The organism is Finegoldia sp. BIOML-A2 (genome assembly GCF_009678315.1).
GTDB lineage: Bacteria > Bacillota > Clostridia > Tissierellales > Peptoniphilaceae > Finegoldia > Finegoldia magna.
This window is the reverse complement of the sequence record NZ_WKZE01000008.1, coordinates 12,271-38,637: the sequence shown is the minus strand read 5'-3', so window position 1 is coordinate 38,637 and position 26,367 is coordinate 12,271. Positions and strand designations below refer to the sequence as shown.

The 26,367-nt window shown below is 32.0% G+C and carries 27 protein-coding genes; 1 reads left to right on the top strand and 26 read right to left on the bottom strand.

The features are described from left to right. Positions 1-2: 2 nt before the first annotated feature. The 16 genes from sufB to GKF99_RS06950 all read right to left on the bottom strand — a co-directional run bounded on the left by sufB (position 3) and on the right by GKF99_RS06950 (position 18,374). The gene (gene sufB, locus GKF99_RS07025; RefSeq protein ID WP_094206918.1) at positions 3-1,415 is read right to left on the bottom strand and encodes a Fe-S cluster assembly protein SufB; all 1,413 of its coding nucleotides are present in this window, start codon (positions 1,413-1,415) and stop codon (positions 3-5) included. Beyond that, a complete protein-coding gene (gene sufC / locus GKF99_RS07020) occupies positions 1,415-2,164 on the bottom strand; it encodes a Fe-S cluster assembly ATPase SufC (RefSeq protein ID WP_154272995.1) in 750 nt (249 codons plus the stop codon). The genes sufB and sufC overlap by 1 nt, the downstream gene beginning before the upstream one ends. A gap of 118 nt (positions 2,165-2,282) precedes the next feature. Continuing rightward, positions 2,283-2,558 carry a hypothetical protein gene (locus GKF99_RS07015; protein WP_154272994.1) on the bottom strand — a complete coding sequence of 92 codons (276 nt, stop codon included), beginning with the start codon at positions 2,556-2,558 and terminating at the stop codon, positions 2,283-2,285. Between the two features lie 202 nt (positions 2,559-2,760). Then, complete coding sequence (locus GKF99_RS07010) at positions 2,761-3,963, bottom strand: trypsin-like peptidase domain-containing protein (protein WP_094208398.1); 1,203 nt, start codon at positions 3,961-3,963, stop codon at positions 2,761-2,763. A gap of 168 nt (positions 3,964-4,131) precedes the next feature. After that, a complete protein-coding gene (gene lpdA, locus GKF99_RS07005; protein ID WP_154272993.1) occupies positions 4,132-5,541 on the bottom strand; it encodes a dihydrolipoyl dehydrogenase in 1,410 nt (469 codons plus the stop codon). Then, positions 5,541-6,995, bottom strand: a complete 1,455-nt coding sequence (gene gcvPB, locus GKF99_RS07000; RefSeq protein WP_154272992.1) for an aminomethyl-transferring glycine dehydrogenase subunit GcvPB — start codon at positions 6,993-6,995, stop codon at positions 5,541-5,543. Before gcvPB ends, lpdA begins: the two co-directional genes overlap by 1 nt. 1 nt (position 6,996) lies before the next feature. Beyond that, positions 6,997-8,343, bottom strand: coding sequence for an aminomethyl-transferring glycine dehydrogenase subunit GcvPA (gene gcvPA / locus GKF99_RS06995; protein WP_154272991.1), 1,347 nt, complete (start codon positions 8,341-8,343; stop codon positions 6,997-6,999). Next, entirely contained in the window at positions 8,343-8,723 is a 381-nt protein-coding gene (gene gcvH / locus GKF99_RS06990) for a glycine cleavage system protein GcvH (protein WP_094224483.1), read from the bottom strand. The genes gcvPA and gcvH overlap by 1 nt, the downstream gene beginning before the upstream one ends. 12 nt (positions 8,724-8,735) lie before the next feature. Beyond that, positions 8,736-9,836, bottom strand: coding sequence for a glycine cleavage system aminomethyltransferase GcvT (gene gcvT, locus GKF99_RS06985; protein WP_154272990.1), 1,101 nt, complete (start codon positions 9,834-9,836; stop codon positions 8,736-8,738). Between the two features lie 157 nt (positions 9,837-9,993). Further along, on the bottom strand, positions 9,994-11,658 hold the full coding sequence (locus tag GKF99_RS06980) for a formate--tetrahydrofolate ligase (RefSeq protein WP_277752387.1): 1,665 nt from the start codon (positions 11,656-11,658) through the stop codon (positions 9,994-9,996). Between the two features lie 183 nt (positions 11,659-11,841). Further along, on the bottom strand, positions 11,842-13,035 hold the full coding sequence (locus GKF99_RS06975) for an FprA family A-type flavoprotein (RefSeq protein ID WP_154272988.1): 1,194 nt from the start codon (positions 13,033-13,035) through the stop codon (positions 11,842-11,844). A gap of 22 nt (positions 13,036-13,057) precedes the next feature. Beyond that, positions 13,058-13,885, bottom strand: coding sequence for an ATP-binding protein (locus GKF99_RS06970; protein ID WP_094203397.1), 828 nt, complete (start codon positions 13,883-13,885; stop codon positions 13,058-13,060). Next, positions 13,860-14,693: an MBL fold metallo-hydrolase gene (locus GKF99_RS06965; RefSeq protein WP_154272987.1), complete on the bottom strand. Its 834-nt coding sequence runs from the start codon at positions 14,691-14,693 to the stop codon at positions 13,860-13,862. The genes GKF99_RS06970 and GKF99_RS06965 overlap by 26 nt, the downstream gene beginning before the upstream one ends. Positions 14,694-14,773: 80 nt before the next feature. After that, on the bottom strand, positions 14,774-16,018 hold the full coding sequence (locus tag GKF99_RS06960; protein WP_154272986.1) for an O-antigen ligase family protein: 1,245 nt from the start codon (positions 16,016-16,018) through the stop codon (positions 14,774-14,776). 182 nt (positions 16,019-16,200) lie between these two features. Further along, on the bottom strand, positions 16,201-17,190 hold the full coding sequence (argF, locus tag GKF99_RS06955; protein ID WP_094223285.1) for an ornithine carbamoyltransferase: 990 nt from the start codon (positions 17,188-17,190) through the stop codon (positions 16,201-16,203). Between the two features lie 2 nt (positions 17,191-17,192). Further along, positions 17,193-18,374 (bottom strand): arginine deiminase, encoded by a 1,182-nt coding sequence (locus tag GKF99_RS06950; RefSeq protein ID WP_154272985.1) that lies wholly within the window; start codon positions 18,372-18,374, stop codon positions 17,193-17,195. A 138-nt stretch (positions 18,375-18,512) separates the two neighbouring features. Here GKF99_RS06950 and GKF99_RS06945 point away from each other — a divergent pair, with 138 nt between their 5' ends. Beyond that, complete coding sequence (locus tag GKF99_RS06945; protein ID WP_154272984.1) at positions 18,513-19,016, top strand: GNAT family N-acetyltransferase; 504 nt, start codon at positions 18,513-18,515, stop codon at positions 19,014-19,016. Positions 19,017-19,103: 87 nt separating this feature from the next. Here GKF99_RS06945 and rimI read toward each other — a convergent pair whose 3' ends face one another. From rimI to GKF99_RS06895, 10 genes are all read right to left on the bottom strand, one after another. Then, a complete protein-coding gene (rimI, locus tag GKF99_RS06940) occupies positions 19,104-19,547 on the bottom strand; it encodes a ribosomal protein S18-alanine N-acetyltransferase (protein WP_154272983.1) in 444 nt (147 codons plus the stop codon). Between the two features lie 60 nt (positions 19,548-19,607). Beyond that, positions 19,608-20,081 (bottom strand): hypothetical protein, encoded by a 474-nt coding sequence (locus tag GKF99_RS06935; protein ID WP_154272982.1) that lies wholly within the window; start codon positions 20,079-20,081, stop codon positions 19,608-19,610. 122 nt (positions 20,082-20,203) lie between these two features. After that, positions 20,204-21,193: a bifunctional glycosyltransferase family 2/GtrA family protein gene (locus tag GKF99_RS06930; RefSeq protein ID WP_154272981.1), complete on the bottom strand. Its 990-nt coding sequence runs from the start codon at positions 21,191-21,193 to the stop codon at positions 20,204-20,206. Positions 21,194-21,210: 17 nt separating this feature from the next. Next, positions 21,211-21,444 (bottom strand): DUF951 domain-containing protein, encoded by a 234-nt coding sequence (locus GKF99_RS06925; protein ID WP_154272980.1) that lies wholly within the window; start codon positions 21,442-21,444, stop codon positions 21,211-21,213. After that, the gene (locus tag GKF99_RS06920) at positions 21,428-22,267 is read right to left on the bottom strand and encodes a mechanosensitive ion channel domain-containing protein (protein WP_154272979.1); all 840 of its coding nucleotides are present in this window, start codon (positions 22,265-22,267) and stop codon (positions 21,428-21,430) included. Before GKF99_RS06920 ends, GKF99_RS06925 begins: the two co-directional genes overlap by 17 nt. Positions 22,268-22,270: 3 nt before the next feature. Further along, positions 22,271-22,525, bottom strand: coding sequence for a DUF3343 domain-containing protein (locus tag GKF99_RS06915; RefSeq protein WP_002835422.1), 255 nt, complete (start codon positions 22,523-22,525; stop codon positions 22,271-22,273). Further along, the gene (yedF, locus tag GKF99_RS06910) at positions 22,525-23,106 is read right to left on the bottom strand and encodes a sulfurtransferase-like selenium metabolism protein YedF (RefSeq protein WP_094205400.1); all 582 of its coding nucleotides are present in this window, start codon (positions 23,104-23,106) and stop codon (positions 22,525-22,527) included. Before yedF ends, GKF99_RS06915 begins: the two co-directional genes overlap by 1 nt. Before the next feature lie 2 nt (positions 23,107-23,108). After that, a complete protein-coding gene (locus tag GKF99_RS06905) occupies positions 23,109-24,071 on the bottom strand; it encodes a hypothetical protein (protein WP_154272978.1) in 963 nt (320 codons plus the stop codon). Then, complete coding sequence (locus GKF99_RS06900) at positions 24,064-25,602, bottom strand: chloride channel protein (RefSeq protein WP_241673584.1); 1,539 nt, start codon at positions 25,600-25,602, stop codon at positions 24,064-24,066. Before GKF99_RS06900 ends, GKF99_RS06905 begins: the two co-directional genes overlap by 8 nt. Continuing rightward, the gene (locus GKF99_RS06895; protein ID WP_154272977.1) at positions 25,602-26,276 is read right to left on the bottom strand and encodes a hypothetical protein; all 675 of its coding nucleotides are present in this window, start codon (positions 26,274-26,276) and stop codon (positions 25,602-25,604) included. Before GKF99_RS06895 ends, GKF99_RS06900 begins: the two co-directional genes overlap by 1 nt. Between the last annotated feature and the right edge of the window lie 91 nt (positions 26,277-26,367).

The window sequence follows — 26,367 nt, the reverse complement described above, 5'->3', positions numbered from 1 at the left end:
TCCTATCCTATGCTTCCTTCTAATTCAAGATTAATTAAATTATTCATCTCAACCGCATATTCCATAGGTAATTCCTTAGCTATTGGTTCCGCAAATCCACGAACTACCATTGATTTTGCTTCTTCTTCTGGAATACCTCTTGTCATCAAGTAGAAAATAACTTGATCATCTATCCTACCGATAGATGCTTCATGTCCCAAATCGACATGTTTATTTCCTATTTTTACAACTGGAATTGTATCTGATCTACTTTCATTATCTAACATTAACGATTCACAACTTACTGATGATTTTGAATCGTAAGCATTTTCTTTTATGTCTACTAAACCTCTGTAAACACTGATTCCACCTGATTTAGAGATAGACTTGCTGTTTACATAGCTTGTTGTGTGAGGGGCTGCGTGAATCATAACAGCACCTGTGTCTAAGTTTTGGTCACGTCCTGCAAATGAAATACCAGTGTACTCACTGCTTGCACCTTCTCCCTTTAAGACACTTGAAGGATAAAGCATGGAAACCGCTGATCCAAATGAACCAGAAACCCATTCAACCTTACCATTTTTTTCAATGATTGCTCTTTTTGAGTTTAAGTTGTACATATTTCGTGACCAGTTTTCGATTGTTGAAAATCTAAGAGTAGCATTTTCTCCAACAAAAATTTCAACTGCACCAGCATGTACATTTAGTGCGTTATATTTTGGAGCTGAGCAACCTTCAATGAAGTGACAATAACTGTCATCTTCTACGATAATCATTGTATGTTCGAATTGACCCGCTCCTGGAGCATTCAATCTGAAATAACTTTGAAGCGGGATTTTAACATCTACTCCTTTTGGAACATACACAAATGATCCACCTGACCACACTGCATAGTGAAGAGCTGCGTATTTGTGTAATCTTGGTGTGATTGATTTTGCAAAGTATTGTTTTACAATATCTTCGTGTTCTTTAAGAGCTGTATCAAAATCTGTATAAATAACCCCTTGGTCTACCAAAGATTGTTGAATGTTGTGATACACAACCTCACTATCGTATTGTGCACCAACACCGCTAAGCATCATTTCTTTTTCAGCTTCTTGAATACCTAACTTATCGAAAGTATCTCTGATTTCATCAGGAACTGTATTCCAGTCGCTTGATCTATCAGCATCAGGTCTGATGTATGTTGTGACCTTATTCATATCAACTACACTCAAATCAGGTCCCCATTCAGGATCTTCTGAATTGTAGAATATTTCAAGAGCTTCCAATCTTTTTTCGAGCATCCATTGAGGTTCATTTTTTTCTTCTGAAATCTGTCTTACAATTTCAGGAGTCAAGCCCTCTTCAGTTTTTCTTCTAAAAGTAAATTTATTCTTGATGTCATAGATACCTCTATCCATTTCATCGACTTGAGTCTTCTTTTTAGGTGCCATTATTTCACCTCTTCTCTAATCCAATTGAATCCTTTTTCTTCAATTTGATCTAAAAGTTCGCTAGAACCTTCTTTTACAATCGTGCCATCCATGATTACATGAACGAAATCTGGCTTAATTTCTTTTAAGATTTCCTTGTGATGTGTGATTACAATAACTGAATTATTGTCATGTAAGAATTCCTTTACACCTTTTGATACAGTTCTAACAGCATCAACATCAAGACCAGAATCTGTTTCATCAAGGATTGCTAGTTTTGGTTGTAGCATTAACATTTGTAGGATTTCGTTCTTCTTTTTTTCACCACCAGAAAAACCGACATTCAAATATCTGGAAGAATATCCATGATTAAACTCAAGTATATCCATATTATCTTCCAGTTCTTCTCTGAATTCTAAGAATCCTATATTTTCATCAGTTGTTGCTATTTTTGCAGATCTGATGAAGTTTTCTACACTAATGCCTGAAACTTCCATTGGATTTTGGAAAGACATAAAAATACCTTTTTTGGCTCTTTTATCTGTTGATAAATCCATAATACTTTCACCATCAAGTAAAATATCACCTGAAGTAGTTTCATATTGTGGATTGTTCAAAATAACATTGGCTAAAGTTGATTTACCAGAACCATTTGGTCCCATAATAACGTGAACTTCACCATAGTTTATATTTAAATTTATGTTTTTTAATATTTCTTTATCTCCTACCCTTGCGGATAAGTCTTTAATAGTTAATAAATTTTTTGACATAATAACCTCCTTACAGTTATGTAATAAATATATATATATAAGAGATCCTTATGTCCTACTATATTATACACGAAAAAAGCAAAATAGTTAAGCCTTTAAACAAAAACCTACTATTTTACTACGCAATTTCGTCTTCGTCTATAAACTCCGAATAAACTTCCTTGAAATTCATCGAACTGTCGAATTTTTCGCTAGACAAATTCCAATTCACAATCTCATGTAATTCTACGAATTCATGATCGTTCAAATCCTCTTGAATTAAATCTACATATTCCAAACATTTGTCTTTTAATTCATCAATGCTTTCCATTTCTATAAGAACAATATCTTCTTCATATATAGACACATCTGTCTTGTATTTCAAAATCATTTTTACAGAATAAATTTGCTTCAAATCTTTCTCCTCCTCAACACTCCCATATTTTATACTAATTAATTCATTGTGTAAATAGTAAAACCGAAAAATTTAGATTTTTTAGGCGTTTTTTAAGAATTTATTTATTTTTCCTAATTTAAAAGCGATAGTTCTCACTACCGCTTTCAAATTTATATATTTCAAATCTCACGCAAATTAAGGAAGGAAAAAACGTGATACCTTATTTTTGTTGTAAAGTACTAAACTCAATATCCAAATCTTTCGTATTGCCATCTCTATAGACAGTTATCTTGCCTTTTTGTTGTGGTCTAACTTCAAGCAATGCCTTCTTCAAAGAACTCATCGTATTGATTTCTTTACCGTTAACTTTTGTAATTATATCTCCTCTAGTTACTCCAGCTTTTTGTGCAGAAGATCCTCTGACAACTTCCACTACATAAATTCCCTTGTCTATGGATAATTTTTGACCAGTAGCTTGTTGAAATGTTTTTACATCAACTCCACTAATTCCAAGCTTAACTCCTTCAAAAGAACCACCAGAAACTATATTGTCTACAATAGTTTTGGCTACGTTAATAGGAATAGTAAATCCGATTCCTTCTGCAGAAGCTTTTGCAGTATTTATACCAATTAGTTTTCCTTCTTGGTCGAAAAGTCCACCACCACTATTTCCTGAGTTTATGGCAGCGTCTGTTTGCATCAAACCATCCATTTGTAGACCATTTTGTAAAGTGATTGTTCTGTCTTTGCCTGAAATATATCCACTAGTCAATGTTGATTGCAAATCCAATCCCAATGGATTACCAATAGCAATCGCCTTGTCTCCAATTTGAACCTTGTCGCTATCTCCCATTTCAACTGGTTTTAATCCAGTCATATCAGTTTTAATTACCGCAAGATCCAAAGTTGTGTCATACCACAATAATTTCGCAGATGATTTCTTGCCATTTGTAAGTAAGACTTCGATTTTTTCTGCTTTACCATCTTGTACAACGTGTGCGTTAGTTAAAATATATCCATCTTTGCTAACAACAACACCGCTTCCAACACCTTCTACAACTCTGCCTTGGAAAAACATATTTTCTTGAACACCTACAGTTGTTATACCAACTACAGAATCCAAAGATTTCTTGGCTACGGCATTTTCGGTAGACACACTATTGTTTTTTATAGAAATAGTACTACTTTCAACTTGACCATTTTGGTTAATAGTCTCAGTAATACCAGTCATATTTTTTGCTACGAAATAGCTCATAACCAAAGAATATATTAGTAAAAATATTGTGAGAGCTTTTAACCAACCGATTTTAGGTTTATTCTTAGCTATTTCTTCTTTTATCATATTTTCGACTTTTCTTTCGCTCAAGCCGTCCCTTCTTTTTTTAATATAATCGTTGTATTCAGAGTATGGGTCTCTGTCCATATCTACACCTCCATATTTGATACTTATACTTTATCAAGCAAATGTGTTTTAACTGTGAGTAAAACAGCGTAAAAGTTTACGAAAAATCAAACTTTATATTTGACTTTCTGTAAACATTAAAAAATCCCCGTATTAATTTCTCTCGGAAATTAAATACGAGGATTCAATTTATTTGTTAGGGTTTGGCGTATTGATAGATAAACCTTCTAATTGTTCGACAGAATCCATAAACACTTCACTAATAGTTGGGTGAGCGTAAATCATTGCTGATAAACCTTCAACTCCAACGTTATTGTTCATCGCAATTGCTGCGAAGTGAATTAATGTGGATGCATCGTGGCCAATTATGTGGCAACCTAAAATCTTAGATAAATCCTTTGTAGCAACTATCTTTACAAAACCTTCTGTAGCATTCAAACTTAATGCCTTACCGTTAGCTTGATACATAAATTTGCTTGTTACATAATCGATGTTTTGTTCTTTTGCTTTTTCTTCAGTTAAACCTACAGATGCAATTTCAGGAACAGTAAATACAACTGCTGGAACTATATCCATGTTGATATTTTTTTCTTTTCCTGAAAATTCTCTCACAAGATTTTTACCTTGATTACTTGCAACGTGAGCTAATTGAGTGTTCTTGTACACACAATCGCCAATGGAATAAATACCTTCGACATTTGTTTGAAGATTTTCATCGACAACAATAGCATTTTTTTCAGTTTTAATATCTGTGTTTTCAATTCCTAGATTATCTATATTGCTGCTTCTTCCACTTGCTACAAGAACGTAATCCGCATAAGTTTCTTCGAATTTATCTTTGCCAACTTTTTGACTAATGATTTTAAGTCTTCCGTCTTCTTCAACAATTTTTTTAGCATATACTCCTGTTACAAACTTCAAAGTATCGCTTTTCAAAATTGATTTTAGACGTTTTTGGATTTCGCCATCTTCAGTTTTCAACAATTTGTTACCAACTACAGTAACTTCTGTTCCAAATTGTGAATAGATTGATGCAAATTCCATTCCTATTACGCCAGTTCCAATAACAACCATTGATTTTGGAATTTCTTCTAATTCCAAAAGTCCAGTTGATGTCAAAACTTTAGGATGGTCGATACCTTCAATATTTGTTGGCTTATAGTCTTTGGATCCAGTAGCTATGATAATTTTATCAGCTGTAAGTTCTTTGGTTTCTCCTTCCAAAGTCTTCACAATAACTGTTTTATTATCCTTAAAGCTAGCTTCTCCTCTAATAAAAGTTAAATTATCGTAAGTTTTGAAAAGGTATTCAACACCACTTCTAAGTCTTTCGATAATTTCCGTTTTCCTTTGTTTAATTTTATCGGCTAATAATTTATGGTCATTAACTTCAATTCCAAAAGTTTCTGATTCTTTAATTTCTTTGTACAAATCAGCAATTTTCCATAAAGTTTTAGTAGGTATACATCCTCTGTTCAAGCATGTACCACCTACTTCAGCTTTTTCGATTAAAGTTACATTTAAACCGAGCTGGCATGCCCTGATGGCTGTTTCATAGCCACCAGGTCCAGCGCCGATAATAATGATATCTTTAGTCATTATTCTCCTTTTTTGTAAGTCAATATTAACTTCTTAGCAGCTTCTGTTTCATCCGGTCTTCTAACAACAGTTGAAATAGGTGCTTCTAATAATATATCTTTGTTTTCTCTTGCTTCTTGTGCAATTTGTTTCATTGCAGCTACGAATTCGTCAAGAGTTTGTTTTGGTTCAGTTTCAGTAGGTTCTACCATTAATGCTTCATGAACGATTAATGGGAAGTATACTGTTGGTGGATGGAATCCCATATCTAACAGTCTCTTAGCTACATCCAATGTCTTAACTTGACCATCGCAATCATCCTTTAATCCGCCTAATACGAATTCATGTTTACAGATAAAGTCATGTGGTAAGTTGTAATCGTCTTTTAATTGAGCTTGTAGATAGTTTGCATTTAATACTGCTGTAGTAGATGCACATTTCAATCCGTCACTACCCATAGTTAGGATATAAGTCAATGCTCTCATTAAAATTCCGAAGTGACCTTGGAAATCTTTCATTCTACCAATAGAATGTTCCATACTGTAATCTAAGAAATATTTATCTCCATCTTTTTCAACGATTGGTTTTGGTAAATAATCTCTTAAGAATTTCTTAACACCTACAGGACCTGCACCTGGACCTCCACCACCGTGTGGTGTAGAGAATGTTTTGTGAACATTGAAGTGGATTGCATCGAATCCCATGTCCCCTGGTCTAGCATGTCCTAAAATAGCGTTAGCATTTGCTCCATCGTAGTATAGTAATCCGCCAGCTTCGTGAACTATTTCAGCGATTTCTTTGATTTTAGTTTCAAATAAACCTAAAGTGTTAGGGTTAGTTAACATCAAACCAGCTGTTTTTTCGTTTACAACTTTTCTTAAGTCTTCAACGTCAACTACACCATTTGCGTTTGATTTAACTTCTACTACTTTGTAGCCTGCCATTGCAGCTGTTGCAGGGTTAGTACCGTGAGCTGAGTCTGGAACTATGATTTCATTCTTTTCAGAATTACCATTAACTTCGTGGTATTTTTTGAAGATTGTAATAGCAGTGATTTCACCATGAGCACCTGCTGCTGGTTGTAATGTCATATAATCCATTGCAGAGATTTCGCATAGTGATTTTTGTAAAGTATACATTGCTTCCAATGCACCTTGAACTTGATAGTCATCTTGTTTTGGGTGAAGACGAGCAAGTTTTGGGTTTGCTATGATTTCTTCATTTATTTTAGGGTTGTACTTCATTGTACAAGATCCTAATGGATACATACCTGTATCTACGCCGAAGTTTAGAGTTGAAAGATTAGTATAGTGACGAACTACGTCAACTTCACTAACTTCTGGTAAATCTAATTCTTCATTTGATAATAATTCTTCAGGAATTAAGTTATCTTTTTCTTCTACGTCTAATTCAGGAAGTTTATATCCAGTTCTACCTGGTTGTGATAATTCAAATATTAACTTGTTATAAGCCATATTATAATACCTCCTTAACTGCTGCTACAAAATTGTCCATTTCTTCTTTTGTTCTCTTTTCTGTTACAGCAATAATTAAACCATTGCCACATCCATCTGTAGCTTCTTTAATGCTAATTCCAGCTAAGAATCCTTTATCAAATAATGCTTTCTTAACTTCTTCAGTGTCTTTGTCAAAACCGATAGTGAATTCATCAAAGAATGGTTTTTCACTAAGAACTTTAACTTTGTCTATTTTCTTCAATTCTTCAAATAGATAGTGAGCTTTTTGTAATGATTGAGTTGCTACTTCTTTAATACCAGCTTTACCTAAAAGTGATAAATAAATACTTGCTGCAAGTAAGTTAACACCTTGGTTTGAACAGATATTTGAAGTTGCTCTATCACGTTTAATGTGTTGTTCTCTTGCTGAAAGTGTTAAAACGAATGATCTCTTACCGTCTTCGTCAGTAGTTTCTCCTACTACACGGCCAGGGAATTTTCTAACAAATTCATCAGTAAAACACATATATCCTAAATAAGGTCCACCATATTGTAAGTTAACTCCGAATTGTTGAGCTTCACCTACAACAACGTCAACATTATATTCAGATGGTTTCTTCAACAAACCTAAACTCATAGGATCTGCTGACATTATCAAGTAGTTTTTCTTGATAGAGTGAGTTAACTCTTCATATTTTTTAACATCTTCGATATATCCGTAATAGTTTGGAGATTGAACGATAACTGTACCTACTTCGTCAGTCATCATTTTTTCCAATTCGTCCATATCTGTTAGTAAATCTTTCATTGGGATAAATTCTACTTCAACTTTTCTATCGTGACAATATGTCAACAATATTTCTTTTGCTGAAGGGCTAACAGTATCAGCGCATAGAATTTTTGATTTTTTGGACTTTTGGATAGTCATCAAAGCTGCTTCTGTGATAGCTGTTCCGCCATCGTATAAAGAAGCGTTTGATATTGGCATACCAGTAAGGTTTGCCATCATTGTTTGATATTCAAAAATATAGGAAAGAGTACCTTGGCTTATTTCTGGTTGGTATGGTGTATATGAAGTGTAGAATTCACTTCTGCTTGCCATTGCTGGAATAACAGAAGGAACGTATCTATCATAAGCTCCACCACCTAAGAAACAAACCTTATCATCAGTAGATGTGTTCTTAGCAAAAATTTCGTCGAAATATCTTCTAACTTCAACTTCACTTTTTGCTTTTGGTATGTTAAGTTCTCCTTTGAATTGAACATTTTCAGGAATATCTGAATATAGTTCATCAGTAGAGGAAATGCCAATTGTTTTTAGCATTTCCTCAATTTCTTGATCAGTAATTGAGATGTATGGATACATTATAATTCTCCTAAGAATTTTTCGTATTCATCAGCAGTCATTAATTTAGATTCATCGAAGTCTTCGAATTTAACCTTAGCAATCCAGCTTTCGTATGGAGCTTTATTGATGTTACCTGGTTCATCATCTAATTCTTCATTAGCTTCTACAATTGTACAAGCAAATGGAGTGTAAACTTCTGATGCTGCTTTTACAGATTCAACACTTGCTACAGATTCTTCTGCATCAATTTCATCATCAACATCTGGTAATTCAACGTATACGATGTCTCCTAAACTGTCTTGTGCATAATCTGCAAGACCAATTTCATAAACGTCTCCGTCTACTTTAATCCATTCATGATCTTTTGTGTAAAATAAATCTTTTGCTACTTCTGCCATTTTCTTTTCCCCCTATTTTCTATCCAAAAATTTTCTTTTAACAACTGTTGCTTTAGCTGGTTTATTTCTGATAACAATATCAACTTCATCACCTAATGCTACAGCTGATTTATCTACAAATGCATTTGCTAAACATACGCCCAATGTTGGTGAAAGGTATCCTGTAGTTACTTTACCGATAGTTTTACCATCTTTTTGAACTTCAGCACCTTGTCTTGCAATACGTTTGCTTTGCATTTCGATACCAATAAGTTTCTTGTCGATTCCGGCATCAACTTTTTCTTGAGTTTTAGCTTTACCAACGAAGTCGTCTTTGTCCATTTTAACTGCAAATTTCAAGCCAACTTCTAATGGAGATACTTCATCTGCAAGTTCATTTCCATATAAAGGCATTGCTGCTTCAAATCTCAATGTATCTCTACATCCAAGACCACATGGTTTAACACCTAAGTCTTTTCCTTTTTCTAATAATTCATTCCATAAGTCTACAACTGCTTCTGCAGTTGCATAAACTTCGAATCCATCTTCACCAGTATAACCAGTTCTAGAAATTAATACATCATATTCTTTGTATTTAATGTCTTTTACAAAATGATAGTATTCAATTTTTGAAAGATCAAATTCAACTAATCTTTGTAATAATTCTTCAGCCTTAGGACCTTGAATAGCGATTTCTGCAACAGAGTCGCTGATGTTTTTAAGTTCAACATCGAACTTATCTACATATTTAGAGATATGTTTAAAGTCCTTTTCAGTGTTGGCTGCGTTAGGAACCATTAAAAAGTCTTCATCGTTGTTTTTGTAAACTAATAAGTCATCAACCATTCCGCCATCTTCATGTAATAATAAAGAATATTGGATTTGTCCATCTGCACATTTAGTGTAATCATTAGTGCAAACATAGTTGATGAATTTTAAAGCGTCTTTGCCTTTTACAGTAAATTCACCCATGTGGCTTACATCAAATAAACCAACGTTGTTTCTTACTGCTTCGTGTTCTTGTTGCAATCCTTCATAATCAACTGGTAAGTAAAAACCAGCGAAGTCAACAACTTTTCCACCTAATTTTTTGTGTTCCTCATATAGAGGAGTTTTTTTTGTACTCATAAGCATCTCCTTTTACTTATAATCCTTTTCATAACTATTGTACCATAAAAGTTATTAGTATTTGTAACAAAATTTATTAATTCTGATAATAAATAAGCCTGAATTTATAGAAAATTTTTATAAATCATAATAAATTTACACAAATTCAGGCTTTAATTTTTTTCTAGAATAATCCTACAACTGTACCATCATCTAAAACATCGCAGTTTTCTGCTGAAGGTACTTTTGGTAAACCTGGCATTGTCATTACAGAACCTAATAGTGCAACAACAAATCCAGCGCCTCTTGAGATTTTGAAATCACTTACTGTGATTGTAAATCCAGTTGGAGCTCCGATTAATTTTTTATTATCAGAGAATGAGTATTGAGTCTTAGCCATACATACTGGATAATTGTCTAATCCTAATTCTTTGATTTGTTTTAATTTCTTCTTAGCTTTTGCACTAAATTCTACGCCGTCAGCTCTGTAGATTTCTTTTGCAATCTTTTCGATTTTTTCTTTGATTGGTAATTCAAGGTCATATAAGAATTCAAATTCGTTTTCTTCTTTTGTATTTTCAACAACGTATTCTGCTAATTCTTTTGCACCTTCGCCACCTTTAGCCCATACATCACAGAAAATAGCTCTTGTTCCGTCTGCTTCAACCAATTCAGTTAATTTCTTAATTTCAGCATCAGTATCATTTGCGAATCTATTGATTGCTACTACTACTGGAACTTTGTATTTCTTCATGTTTTCGATATGACGTTTAAGGTTAGCATATCCTTTTTCTAAAGCTTCTACATTTTCAACTTTGTAATCTTCTGCTTCCCCGTGATGTTTTAATGCTTTGATTGTAGCTACGATACATACCATATTTGGATGTAAGTCGTTTCTACATTTGATATCGAAGAATTTTTCGGCTCCTAAGTCAGCACCGAAACCTGCTTCTGTAACAACATAATCTCCAAGCTTTAATCCTAATTTTGTAGCTATTACAGAGTTACATCCGTGTGCAATGTTGGCAAATGGTCCACCATGAATAATTGCTGGAGTATGTTCTAATGTTTGAACTAAGTTTGGCTTGATAGCTTCTTTCATGATTAATGCTACAGCACCATCAGCTTTAACGTCTTTTGCGTAAACTGGTTTACCTTCTTTATCAAAAGCTATAAGAATGTTTCCAACTCTTTCTTTTAAGTCTTTTAAATCTTTTGCAAGACATAAAATAGCCATGATTTCACTTGCAACAGTTATTTCGAAACCATCTTGACGCATAACTCCGTTACCTTTTGAGCCAACGCCAATAACTATATCTCTCAATTCACGTTCGTTCATATCCATACATCTCTTAATTAAGATTTGTTTTGGATCGATGTTTAACGCATTACCTTGGTGAATGTGGTTATCCATCATTGCGCAAATTAAGTTGTTTGCAGTAGTGATTGCGTGGAAGTCACCTGTGAAGTGCATGTTGATTTCATCCATCGGAACTACTTGTGCATATCCACCACCAGCTGCTCCACCTTTCATACCAAAGTTTGGTCCTAAAGATGGTTCTCTTAAAACTGAGATAGCATTTTTGCCAATTTTATTAAGTCCCATTGCCAAACCAACATTCATAGTTGTTTTACCTTCTCCTGTTGGAGTTGGGTTAATACTTGTCATCAAAATTAATTTACCATCTTTTTTGTCTTTGTTTTTTTCAAAAAGATTTAAATCTAATTTTGCCTTATATCTACCATATTGTTCGTAATCTTCTTCTGTTAATCCCATTTTTTCAGCGATAACACTGATTTTTTCTAATTTCGCTTTTTGAGCAATTTCTACATCTGTAGCCATAATCATTACCTCCAAATTTATTTATTAGCTATTATCCTAATAACCACTAAGCTATTTATACCCATATTTGTTCAATAATAACACCAAAAATCATTTTTTTGGTTTTTTTTGATAATTATTATTAATTTAACACATTTTGTAAGCTAAAAAAATAGAACCAATCAAATTAATGACTGGATCTAAAGTTTATTATTTAATTTTCGCTGCAATTTCTTTTGCCATTTGTTTTAGACCTTGATCGTCTTCATCTTTCATACGACCCTTAGCTTCTACAACTGTTTCTGTTGTTTCAAAATTTCCTTCTTCAACAAATTCTTTTAGATTTTTGACAGCGCCACCGCTCCATCCATAAGATCCAAATACAGAAACCACATGATTTTTTAATTTTTGCATTTTCAATACATTCAACAAATTACTCATCACTGGATATACAGTGTTGTTATATGTGCAAGAACCTAATACTAATGATTTCTTTTCCCAGCAATTAGAAAGTATATATGATTCGTGAGTTTTACTTACATCAAATACTTCGATGTTTCTAACACCTTCAGCAGCTAAGTATCTAGCTAATTGATCTGCCATCAATTCTGTATTTCCATACATTGATGCATAAGCTATTACAACTCCTTCATTTACTTCATAAGTTGCCCATTTAGTGTAATCTTCTACAATTCTTGAAGGTTGTTTTCTCCAAATACAACCATGAACAGGACAAATTGTTTTGATTTCAAGTGAAGATAGTTTATTAATAGCACGTACAGCCATTTGTGAATACTTTCCAACGATATTTGTGTAATATCTTCTGAATTCTGTTCTTCTAACTTCGTAATCTAATTCGTCATCAAATATTGCTCCGTCATTAGTTCCAAATCCACCGAAAATATCTTGTGAGAATAAAATTTTATTTTCAGCATCGTAACTAACCATTGATTCTGGCCAGTGAACCATTGCTGTTAAATAGAATGTTAGTTTTCTATCTCCTAAATCTAATTCGTCGCCTTCTCCAACTTCAATAAAATGATCAGAATCTATTTCAAAATAATCATTTAACATTGATCTTGTTTTCTTGTTTCCTACGATTTTTAAATCTGGATAAAGGTCTAAAATTTGTGGAATTGAACCTGAATGATCTGGTTCTATGTGATGAATTACCAAATAATCTAATTTTCTATCTTTTAAAATAGCTTTAACGCTATCTACAAATTCATCACTTTTGCTGACTTTTACAGTGTCCATCAAGCAAGTTTTTTCGCCTGTAAGTAAGTAAGAATTGTAAGCTACTCCATAAGGCAATGGCCACATGTTTTCAAAATATTCTGTTTGTCTGTCATTTACACCCAAGTAATATAAATTTTCTTGAATTTTAATTGGTTCTGTTCCCATATTTCCTCCTATAAATTAACAATTATAAATCATTTTCACCGTAAGTATCCAAAAAGTTATACTTTTCTCCATTATATTCATACCCAAGAATTCTGGATACATCAACATTTTCACTGGATTTAAATATAGAATTTTCTACATTAGTAAATCCTCTATCCGACAATTCTGCAATCAAAAGTTTGATTTGTTTCCTCATTGATCCTTCTGTTTTCTTAGTTACAGAACAAGCGCAGTCTAAAGCTTTTAATCCCGAATAATTTAACCAACTTTTTACAGATTCTTCTCTAATTAAATACATTGGTCTGATAAGTTCAATCCCTTCAAAGTTATTAGAGTGAAGCTTTGGCATCATAGTTTTATAATTTCCAGAACACAAAACATTCAATAAAATAGTTTCAATCACATCATCAAAGTGATGTCCCAACGCCATTTTATTGCAACCAAGCTCTTTTGCTTTGGAGTAAAGCGCACCTCTTCTCATTCTCGCACACATATAACATGGATTGTTAGATGAAATCTTCTCGCTAACACTAAATACATCAGTATCATACATGTGATAAGGAATGTTAAGTTTCTCAAAATTTTCTTTTTCGAGTCTAGTGTTTTCTTCGCTATATCCCGGATTCATCGCTATAAATTCAAGGTCAAAATTATTCATTCCATGCTTTTGAAGTTCTTGAAATAATTTTGCAAGAAGCAGACTATCCTTGCCACCACTCATACACACGGCTATTTTGTCTCCATCTTGAATCAAATCATATTCTTTTATGGCCTTTATAAACTTCGACCAAATGTGTTTTCTATATTTTTTTATAATTGCTCTTTCAACTTCTTGTACAGTTCTTTGCATATATCTCCATTTTTTCTAAATCTACTATGTTACTAGGGCTATATCTTTCAGCTACTTCTACTGTCGCAGCCTCTCCAACATCAAGTCCTAAACTCCTCAAATAATCTTCAACAGTACTTAGCGCTTTTCTTGGGGTATTGTTCTCCTTACTCAAATGTGCCAATTGAACCACTTCATGATTACCTCTTAAAATATCTCCCAATAAATACGCGCAGGAATCATTGGACAAATGTCCGTGATCTGACAATATTCTTTGTTTTAACGCTGGAGGATAGCTTCCGTACTTTAGCATATCGACATCGTGATTTGCTTCAATAAAAAAAAGATTCGAATCTTTAATTTCTTCATACACGCTATCTTCGATAATTCCAGTATCAGTAACTAAAGAAATTTTCTTGTCGTCCTTGCTAATCACATAACCACAACTATTTGCGCTATCATGGCTAGTTTTTATAGGCAAAATATCCAAATCTTTGAAATTAATATGTCTATTATTTTCGAAGACGTAAATATTTTTATCATTTATTTTTCCAATTTTGTTATCCATTGCATACCAAGTTTCAGTATTTGCGATAATTGGCAAATCGTATCTTCTACTCAACACGCCAATTCCTTTAATGTGGTCTGCATGTTCATGAGTCACAAAGATTGCATCTAATTTACTTGGGTCTACATTTATATATTTAAGTAGGTTTTCAATAGTTTTACCACTAAAACCTGCGTCGATTAATATTTTGGAGTGTTCTGTCTCTATATATTCGCTATTTCCACTTGAACCACTAGATAACGAACAGAATTTAAAACTCATTCAAAATCCTCCTTATTTACTATTATAATTGATATTGAGTTTTTTTTAAAGTAAAAAAGATAGTTGGCAAATTTTACCAACTATCTTGAAGTTTTTGTTTTATTTTTCGTAAATATTTTTGTATTAAAAGATTTCTTATTCTTAAACAAACTTAATTCTGTAACTGGAACAGTTGATAATTCACCAACTCCTACCACAAATGTTAAAAATATGAACGAAGTTTGTGTCCAAAATATTGTAACATCCACCATACTGTGAATCATAACCATAATTATCATTGCAACAATCATTTTAGTGTATTTTTTTGAATACAAGCTTTTGATTTCTTTGAACAATTGACAGATAATTGGAACCAACAATCCTGCTCCTATCAATCCAAAATTAACCAAAATATCCAAATACAAATTGTGCGAATGAAGAATTGCACGATTTCTTATTGTAGCGTAAATATTGTGTATTCCTAGTGGGCCAACTCCTATTACAAAATTCTTCTTGAAAGCTTCAATAGCACTAATCCAAATAGATTTTCTAAGTCCCATATCAAAACCAATTTTGTCTATTCTTGGAATCAAATCCATTCTTCCAGCTGCAACAATTCCAACAAAAGCAAGTACAAATAAAGAAATAATCGCAATAGTATACTTTCTTTTTTTCATCATAATCGTAAGAGCAAACACCGATATGAAACTAGCAAACATCGCTCCTCTTGAATCTGTGATTAATAAAGTTAAAACGCTTAAAACCCCAACCACAAGAGAAAATAATCTTTCAAATGATTCTGTCGAAAAATATTTGTACGCACTGATTATCCCAACCAAAGAACAAACCATAGCATAATAATTTGCATTGAAAAAGAATGTTCCAACAGTAGTTCTATTCTCACTGATGTATTTCATAAATTGAGCGTAGTTGAATGAATTGTTCTTCAAAATTATCGAATACTGAGTCAATGTTATCAAAAAACAAAACGATGCAAACAACATTATAATTATCATACAGTCTTCCATAAATTGTTCTGTCATATTTTTCCTGATAAAGAGCACAAATACGAAAAGCACAAACATTCCGACTGTCGCAAGTATTCCATAAGTATTGTTGAACACAATGCTAACTACTAATGAATAAACAGCGAAGATCAATCCAAACACAGACAGATTAGTCTTGTCAAAAATTTCCTTGAATTTATTTTGATACACAAAATAAAACATATCCACTATCAAAACGCCGATTCCGATATAAAACGGCATAAACATTGCAATAGCGGTCAACAGAATAAATTTTTGATCTGTAGTGTAATCCAATATTCTATTGTAAAAACTTTTCATATTTCACCTCTCATTCGTATCATTACTTATATAATATCAAAAATTCGTTATAATATACGTTTTTTGACAAATCGTAACTATTGACGATGACAAGATATTTTATCAAAGATTTTAGAATTTTGCAATATTTTGCAATAAAAAATGAGAGATAACCCAAAAGCTATCTCTCAAAAATCTAAAATTTATTTATTGCCGATTGTTTCTACCATAACTGCTTTGATAGTGTGCATTCTGTTTTCAGCTTCATCAAATACTTTTGAATATTTGCTGTAGAATACTTCATCAGTTACTTCCATTTCTGACAAGCCAAATTTTTCGTGGATTTCACGACCAACTTTAGTTTCTAAGTTGTGGAAAGATGGTAAGCAGTGTAAGAAGATTACGTTAGGATTTTCAGTCATTTCGATTTTCTTCATATCTACTTGGTAATCTTTAAGTAAGTTGATTCTTTCTTCGAATTGATCTTCTTCACCCATTGATACCCAAACGTCAGTGTAGATTACATCTGCACCTTTTAGGCTATTGAAATCATCTGTAACTGTGATTTTAGCACCAGATTCTTTGGCAATTTCTTGGATAGAGTTCATCATTTCGTTTGATGGATGTAATTCTTTTGGTGCAAGATTTACAAATTCCATACCTAATTTAGCAGCTCCAATCATTAAAGAGTTTGCCATGTTGTTTCTACCATCACCAACATAAACGAATTTAACTTGGTCTAAGTTTTTGTGGATGTTTTCTTTTACAGTTAAAAAGTCTGCTAAGATTTGTGTTGGATGATAAATATCAGTTAAACCATTCCAAACTGGAACTGAAGAATATTTTGCTAATTCTTCTACAGTTGCATGGTCAAATCCTCTAAATTCGATACCATCGTAGAATCTTGATAATACTAAAGCAGAGTCTCTTACAGATTCTTTCTTACCGAATTGGCTATCATTCATTCCTAAGAATGTTACATTACCGCCTTCATCATAACAAGCAGTTTCAAATGAACATCTTGTTCTAGTAGAAGTTTTTTCAAATAACAAAACAATGTTTTTGCCCTTTAAAGTTTCTCCTACAATACCCATTCTTTTCTTTTCTTTTAATGCAGCACTTACATTTAGTAAATGTTCGATTTCTTCTTTAGTGAAATCTTTTAAAGTTAAAAAATCTCTTCCTTTTAACATAATTACATCTCCCTTTCAAACGGCATACTCATACATCTTGGACCCCCACGTCCTCTAGATAATTCGCCTGATTTAATAGTTCTTATATTTACATCAGCTTCTTGTAGCAAGCTGTTTGTAACATTGTTTCTGTCGTAAACAATAACAGTATTTGGTGCAATCGCCAAAGTATTTGAACCGTCATTCCATTGTTCACGCATTTGATCGATTGGGTTTGTTCCACCACATCTTATAATTTTTACATTATCAACGTGTAAATTTGTAGATAAAATTTCTTCTAATGAACCTTTTTGAACTTCTCTTTGTAAAGTATTATCTTCAAGATACAACTTTTCAACATACAAAGGTCCTTCGATTAGTGGGTGAACCGTAAAAATTCCCTTATCAATCATTGTAAACACAGTGTCCAAGTGCATAAATTCTCTTTTGTTAGGAATTTTGAAAGACAAAACAAATTTAAAATCTGATTTTTCTAATAAATTCTTAGCGAATTTGTCCACACTTTCTTTTTGTGTTCTTTGAGAAATACCAACAGCTACACATTCGCTGTTCAAAATTAAAATATCTCCACCTTCGATAGAAGTGTCTTCTGTTCTATCGTAGATCTTTTCAATATCATTGAATCTAGAATTATAAGTGAAAATGTATTTTGCATAAAGCGTTTCCCTATTTCTAGTTTCCGACCACATTCTGTTGATACTTACACAATTTCCTACAAAAGAAAATGGATCTCTTGTGAAATACAAGTTAGGCATTGGATTAACAGCTAAAAGTCTTCCGCTTTCGTCGTTAATACCGATTTCATCTAATCTAACTCCTGCCATAGTTTTAAGTATCAATTCTTTCTCATCTGAAATATTTGTAAGTAAATCTCTTAGTAAATTGATTTCATCTGCGGATTTATTTCCCGATTCTTCAAGGAAATCTTCGATAAATTGTTTTCTAACGTCATCTTGTTTAATGGATTCTGCAGCCAAATCTTCTAGGTATAATACTTCAATACCTTCATTACGCATAGTTTCACAGAAAAAATCATGTTCTTTGATAGCATTTTCCAAGTAAGGAAGTTCGTCAAACAATAACTCTTCCATAAAATCAGGAGTCAAATTGTTTAGTTCTTCTCCCGGTCTGTGAACTATTACAGATTTTAACTTATCAATCTCAGAGTAAATATTTGGTTTCAATATGTTGCCTCCTTAACTGATTTCCACATAAAATTATAACACATTTACAATAAAAATTAACACAAAAATATCGAAATTTTTTTAATATTAAAATACTTTTTGAAATATGTTAAAATTTTATATAAAATGAGGTGACAAATGATAAAAAGAATTGCAAAAGAAAATGATATAGCAGAAATAATGGAAATTGTTGAAAATGCCAAAATATATATGAAAGAAAACAAAATAAATCAATGGAGCGAAAATTATCCCAATGAAGATGTGTTCTTGGCTGATTTGAAAGAAAATAGATTATACGTAGCAGACATAGATGGAAAAGTTATAGGAATGGCTGTGTTGGTCTTGGATGGAGATGCAGATTATAAAAACATTGATGGAAAATGGCTATCTGATGGAAAATACGGAGTAATTCATAGAATCGCAGTAAATCCAGACTACAAATCGCAAAATGTAGCCAAAAATCTGTTGGATTTTTTTGAAAATAAATTAAAAGAACTAAACTACGATTCAATTAGAGTGGACACTCACAAAGACAACCAATCCATGCTAAGATTTATTGAGAAAAACGGATTTCAAAAATGTGGGATAGTTTATATAAGAAAAACAGACGAGAGAATAGCATTCGAAAAACTACTGAAATAAAAAAAATAGCAAACCATTTGAGTTAGGATTGTCCAAAGTTGGTTTGCTATTTTTTAGTTACACGTAAAGATGTAAATCTTTTATTCTTTATAAATGACATTCATAAATTAAAGCATCTTCGTCAGGTTCTTCGTAATAATTTTCAACCATATCCGTTTTTTTAAAGTTCATATCTTCAAAAACTTTTTGCATTTTAAAATTAGATTTTCTAGTCTCAGCTTTTATTCTTTTGAGCTCATTGCTTGAAGCTATTTTAATTGATTCTTTTAACAATTCATGTGCTATTCCTTGATTCCTGTGTTCAGGATGAGTTGCAATGCTAAATATTTTAAGAAAATCTTTCTCAGAACACCAATTGTAAAGGCATATTAATCCAATTATTTTTCCATTTTCTTCATAACAAAGGTAAATAGTTCTTTTGTCATTTAAAGCATCAATTATTTGTTCTCTTGACCAAGCATCATGTGAAAAACACAAATTTTCAAATTCCACTATCTCATCAATCCTGTCAATTCCTATTTGTACAATCAATTTTATCACTCTCTTATAGTAGCCCTAAGTAGGTTTGCTATTTTTATTATATGTTCAATTTTAAGTATCAATTTCTGCAAAATACAAAGTATTAGTTTTTGTATCGTAGACCGCAAGTGTAAAATTTAAAGATGGACGATTTAATATATTTTGACTCTTGTCTTCTTGTCTGTCGATTAACATATAATAACCTTCAGAAATTTCTGGAAAAAGCGATCTGGAATTATTATCCGTCACATAAGATGATGTTTTTTCATCTCCGTACATCAAAGTTTTCGTTGTTTTATCCAATGGAAATTTCTTCCAGTTACTATCCGATTTTATCTGATTCAATGTATCGTTGCTATCAAATTCAAATGTTATAAATCTTGTTCCATCTCCCATCGCTCCATGATCATCGTATTTCATGATTTGATTTGCTTTAACTAATTTTAAGTTAAGTTCATCAGACACTCTTGATTTGTCACTTTGCGCACAACTTACCATTAATAATGAAATGATAATCGCAAATAACAAATATCCAATTTTTTTCATAATAATCTCCTTTCAAAATTATTATACAACAAACCTAATGCACAAAAATCTACAAAATTTTAAAGATTTGCACTAAAAAAGCACTTCTATTAAAAATTCTATAATTTTTTCTATTAAAAGTGCTATTTGAATATTATTCTTTTTTGAATGTTGTAGCTTACTATGAACATCAAAGCTTCAGTTATGATTTTTGCCACAAAAACTTTAATTCCTAACCCTGACAAAATTTTCAACACAATAGTATTCAAAGCTAGTATGAACGCTACTAACGTCACATATTTGATGTATTTTTTTAGGATTTTATCTTTATTTTTGAATACGTATTTGTTATTCACATAAAAGTTAAACGTGCTTGACACTGCCCTTGCTATTATATTGGACAGCACCAAACTTTGTATGTCTAATTTGTAAACTAACAATAAAAAAGTAAAATAATCCACCAAAAAACTCAAATAACTTGACGCAGAAAATTTCAGTATGCTTTTGTAGATTTTGACTGAATCTTTTAGTGCATTAAAATGACTTGTTTCATTATTTTCTATATAAATAGTTTCGATAGGAACTTGCATTATGCTTTCAGAATCGAATTCGTAAAGCATATTCATTTCGTATTCGTATCTTTCTCCTTCGATTCTTATCATTTTATCAAGTTGAGATGTATTAAAAGCTCTGAGTCCCGTTTGCGTGTCCTTGATGTATTTGGATGAACTAGAATAAAATACAAATCTTGTGATTGTATTGCCAAGCAGAGATTTAAGGGGGATTCCTCTTTTCAAATCTCTCACTCCCAGTATCAACTTATCCTTGTTTTTTTCTGAGTAATCTATTAATTTCAGAATATCTTCAACCAAGTGTTGTCCATCTGCATCACTTGTAACCACAGTCCCTGACGCTTGTTGTGCTTTCAAATATTTGAATGCAGTTTTAAGTGCAGCCCCTTTTCCCATATTTGTTTGATGCTCAAGAAGAACTATATTATTAAGTTTTGAAAAATCATATTCGCACGGACCGTCTTTAACCACAATTATATTGAGGTGGTTTTTGTTTAAATTTTCCACCAATTTTGTTAGTTTTTCATCTGGTTTGTACGCTGGTATTACAACGTAATTCATAATTCTCCTATCGTTTTTTATTCGCCATCTTCTGGTTCATAATGGACTATGGATACAAATTTTCCATTTTTATCTTGAATTTTTCTGATTCTCTTGTTGAATTCCAATCTGGTAAGCCACACTATTTTGTCGCAACCCAAGCATTGTAATTTAATATCAGCTCCAGTTCTCAGAATTTTCCATTTATTTTCTCCACAAGGATGGCCTTTTTTTAATGTTATAATATCATCTACTTTATATTTCATTTTCATCACCTGCTACAAAATAACAATTCAAATCCATTGATTTTGATTTGGCTTTTTCTATGAATTTTTTGATAATTTCTCTTTGATACAAGTATTGAGATTCCGGTTTACAACTACCCCAAATCGTAATAGTCATGGAGTTTTTGTCCATTTTTGTAACGCCTATTAGTTCTGGTTTTTTTACAATATCTGAATACTCATCTACCAATTCATTAGAAATTTCATCTATGATTTCAGTATATTGATCCAAACTGTACTTGATTGGAACTTCCATTTTAACTTCAATTCTTTGGTTTTCTTTGGATAAATTAGTCACAGTGTTGATTTGACCGTTACTAATCAAATGAATAGCTCCGTCAAATCCTCTTATTTTTGTAACTCTAAGTCCCAATTCTTGAACGTTACCCTCAATTCCATTTATAATCACATGGTCTGTGACTTTGAATTGATTTTCAAGAATCAATGCAAGTCCACTGATTACATCTCTTATTATAAATTGTGCACCAAAACCAATGGCAACCCCACCAATACCAGCAGTAGCCAATATCTTATCTGTTTTTACTCCAAACAAATCTAGTACATGGACTACACAGAAAAAATAAATTATATATTTGATGGTATTGTTCAACAATTTAGTAACTGTGATTTGTCTGCCTTCAACAGATTTTTCCTTTTTCATTAATAACTTATCGAAGCTTTTAGTTAAAATGCTTACGACGATTTGCGTAAGCACGATAATTAGCAGGGATAATAAAATCTTGGCCAACAAATTTAGTTGACCAGCAGAATTATAAAATATTTGGTTGAACTTTTCAATATTAAATAACATGAATTATTCTTTTACCTCATTTACAAAAATTACTCCATCTACTTTAAGATACGACCATATCTTAGCGATTGGAAGTTCTTTTTTCAACGCAATCATTTCATCTTTTTTATCAGGATCCAACATAATAGCTAATCCACAACTTTCAGAAATTTCCCTTGGAGTAGGGATAGTTTTAATATCGTATCCCATACTCACAAGTTTACTTTCTGTCATCATTGTAAAATTAACTGATGTAAAAGTTAGTAATATTTTTTCCATTATCTTATAATTACATTTCTGTCTGCTTTTGATAAAGTATCGTAAATTACATACATGTTAGTAACTTCGCCTATCAAAAGTTTTTCTTTTCTATCGTAGAAGTCCAAACAAGCGCCACAAGTCATAATCTTTGCACCCTTTTCTTCGATTCTCTTCAAATCGTCGATAACTTCTGAGCCTTCAGTTGTCAAATGAATTCCGTAGTTGAAGAATAATAATGTACTTGGTACTTCGTCAGCTTCTGCTACAGAATAAATGTATGATTTAATAAGTGATTTGCCTAATTTTTCATCTCCATCACCCATTTTATCGCTTGAGAATGCTAAAACTAAATTACCGTTAGTTTCTTCAACCTTCTTTTCTGCTCCCTTTTCTTTTACGATAGTAGTTTCAAAACCATAATCTGTTTCTACATAACTGAATTCGAAACCTTGACCATTTGCGTATTTTTGTAAATTTTCAACGCAGTACATGTCGTCAACTTGTGTCTTAACTGTACCTTCTTCTAATTCATCAAATACATTTTTTGTCATAATAATTGGTCTTGGACACACTTGTCCTCTTGCATCTACAATTTCCATAATTACCTAATCCTTTCTATTCTGTTATTAAATACTAAATAAAAATCATCTTCTCCTGTTATTGATTTAAGATCCGATGCTTTATATTCCACTAGTTTGGAATCCTCAAACATAAAATACCCATTTTGGTTATATAATATGCAGTTTTTGTCATTAGAATATATTTTAAGTGAATCATCTATTTTAGATTGGCTCACTAAATTCAAATCCTTATCGTAAATTAAAAGTTCTCCAGTTTTTGTAATTACATATACATTTTTATCTGAAATCCCAACATCTTTTGTCCCGTCAAATGATTTCGATTTTGTAATTTTTGCTTTGTCAAAAACTTTGATGTATCCATCAAACACTACGATTAATTTGCCCTCAACATATTTCATTCTAAAGATCGGCTTATCGATGAATACATTTTTGTAGAAAAGTCCCTTTTCATCGTACATGTAAATCTTAGAAAAAACTCTTCCGTCACGCTTTCCTATCGTGCTAAAAGCATAATTTGATTTATCCGACGCTATCAAGCTGGATACTTCGTCTTTCATCTCAAAGCTTTCTAAAATTTTCATATTATTAACAATTGAAAATTCATTTTGTGTATCGACAATAATATGGTCTTTGTTTGCAAAAATATAAGAAATATCAGATTTAAAAGATAGCTTCGAACTCACCTTTCCTTTTGTATTATATTGCAACAAATCCTTTTTATCAATCAAATAAAGAAATTTGCCATCAAAATAATAAGGCTTTTTGTCGTCGTAATCCTGTTTTAAAATTAAGTTATCATTTTTGTACATGAAAATTTTGTTATCGTAGTGCGTAACTACGTAATTTTTCTTCAGTACAGTGCTATTTCCAGTGTTAATATTGTACACATTTTTCTTAGAAAACATCATCACTGCCAAGATACATACAAGAATAGCGACAACTGCAAGTAATATATAGTTCAAGTTTTCTTTTATTTTATCCATTATTTTCTCCAAAAACTTCAAGAACTTTCATTCTGGTATCGTATAATTGTTCATCTTTTACTAAAACAGTGACAATATCTCCTGTTTTTAATACGCTCTCTCCATTTGGAACGTATTTTTCGCCATTAGAATCCACTTCTGCAATTAAAGCATCTTTTGGAAAATCAATATCTTTGATTTTTTTATTGGAAACACAATTTTCATATCCAAGTTTTATATCAAACATTGTAAATTTATCATTAACACCTTTTCCAACAACTCTTTTGTTCAACATTCTCTTCAATAAAATATCGTAAATTGGTTCGAAATTTAAAGCCATGCATATAAAATATGCCATGATTGAACAAAATGCCAACCCCAATAGATGCGTCATATTTCCATTTAATTCCAGTACCAACACAACGCTCAAAAGAGGACTTCTAACAACAGCCGTTAGAACGCAAACCATAGAAAGCACTACAAAATTTGACAAATAAACATCTTGCACAAAGCCGAAGGCACTCATCAAATTAAAATAAAATAATCCAGTAATTCCACCTAGAACCAAAACTGGCAAGAAAATACCACCTTGAGTTCCAGTCGCATAAGATGTCGATGTCATAAACATTTTGAATAACAAAAGTATTATCAGCAATAAAAATGAATTGTAATTGTGTGCTGCCATGTTTTCTATAAATGAATGGCCTCCACCTAAAATATCTTTGTAGAATAATCCAACTACTGATACAAATGCAAAAAATATCGCTATTTTCAAATCTTGTTCAAGCTTAATCTTCGCAAATGCATCTTGGAAAAACGTGATTGAATAATTAAATAATTTCCCAACGGCACAGCAAAGTATAATCATTGGAAAAATCAACAAATAATATTTTGTTGGCAGTACATAAGTCATTCCAAAAGAAAACACTGGTTTGATTTTGAATATTCCAACAGCGATAACATCGGCTACCACTGCTGCAGCAAAACTTATTGCAACCACTTTTTTTGAAAAAGATTTGTGAAGCTCTTCCAATATGAAAACAAGCCCTGAAATCGGTGCTGAAAAAGCAGCTGAAAGACCTGCAGCAGCTCCTGCAGTTAAATACAATTTCTCTTCTGTTTTGCTCTTTCCGAATTTTTCCGATAGCCACTTGGCACTACTAGCTCCCAATTGAATTGAAGGGCCTTCTCTTCCCAAAGAAAGTCCCACTAATGAGGCAATTGCTCCTCCTACAATTTTGGAAACAGTAACTCTGAAACTATTTTGATTAAAAGCTCCAATAAGTTCCCCTTGAACTTGAGGAATACCACTTCCACCTGATAGCGGAGCCCATTTAAGTAATTTACTAACCACAATTCCAAGTGCAAATGATACTGCTATAATTAAAATAGCTCTTGATAAACTGTTATTAGAATAAATAGCGTTTCTAACCACTTCTAATTTACTTAGCAAAAATCTGTAAAAAACAGCCAGTCCACCTGAAAATACTCCAATGGATAAACTTGCTAAGAAAAGCGACATAGAAGAGCCTATTTTAAACTTTTTTTTCATCAAATAATCACGCTTTCTAAAAATTCTCTAAATCTATCGATATTATATGTAACTGAAATATACGTATCGATTCCCTCTCCCTCAATCAAATTATTTTCTTCATCAAATTTTACATTTGTTTGTGCGTAGATAAAATGATCTTTCTTGGAATATGCGTACAACAAGAACAAATCTTCGATTAGCTTTTCTGAGGATTCATCAAACATTTCTTCCAAAATATCTGTATAATCATTTTTATTAAATGTATCGTTCGTAATCATGAACACACTTTTACCATTTAATACATTCATATCGACCTCGTTTGATTTTATGTATTTGTCGTACATGAAAATATCATCTAATGATTCAAGAGTTTCATTGTTTTCTCCAAAAAATTCTGACAAATATTTCATGTCAGAGAAATTGAGCAAATCGATATTTTTAAAATCGCCCAAAAATCTAGACAACACTACATCATTTTCACTCATAAAATCTTTAAGAAATACAACTTCTACATCCCAATCCAGATTATCCATCAAATCCAGAACGTTATTGTTTACATCAGATTCTATTGTGATTAAAGATATTTCAAAAATTTCTATATTATATAAAATTACGAGTAAATCCATAGCTTGTGTACTAGATTCAAAATTCACCCACAATTTTTTATAGTCTTTTTTATTAAAATTTTCCATATTTTACATTTATCTCCATAATTTCTATATAATTAACATATATACTGTAGTTAGTGGATAACCACTTATGTGTATTTTATTATATCAAAAC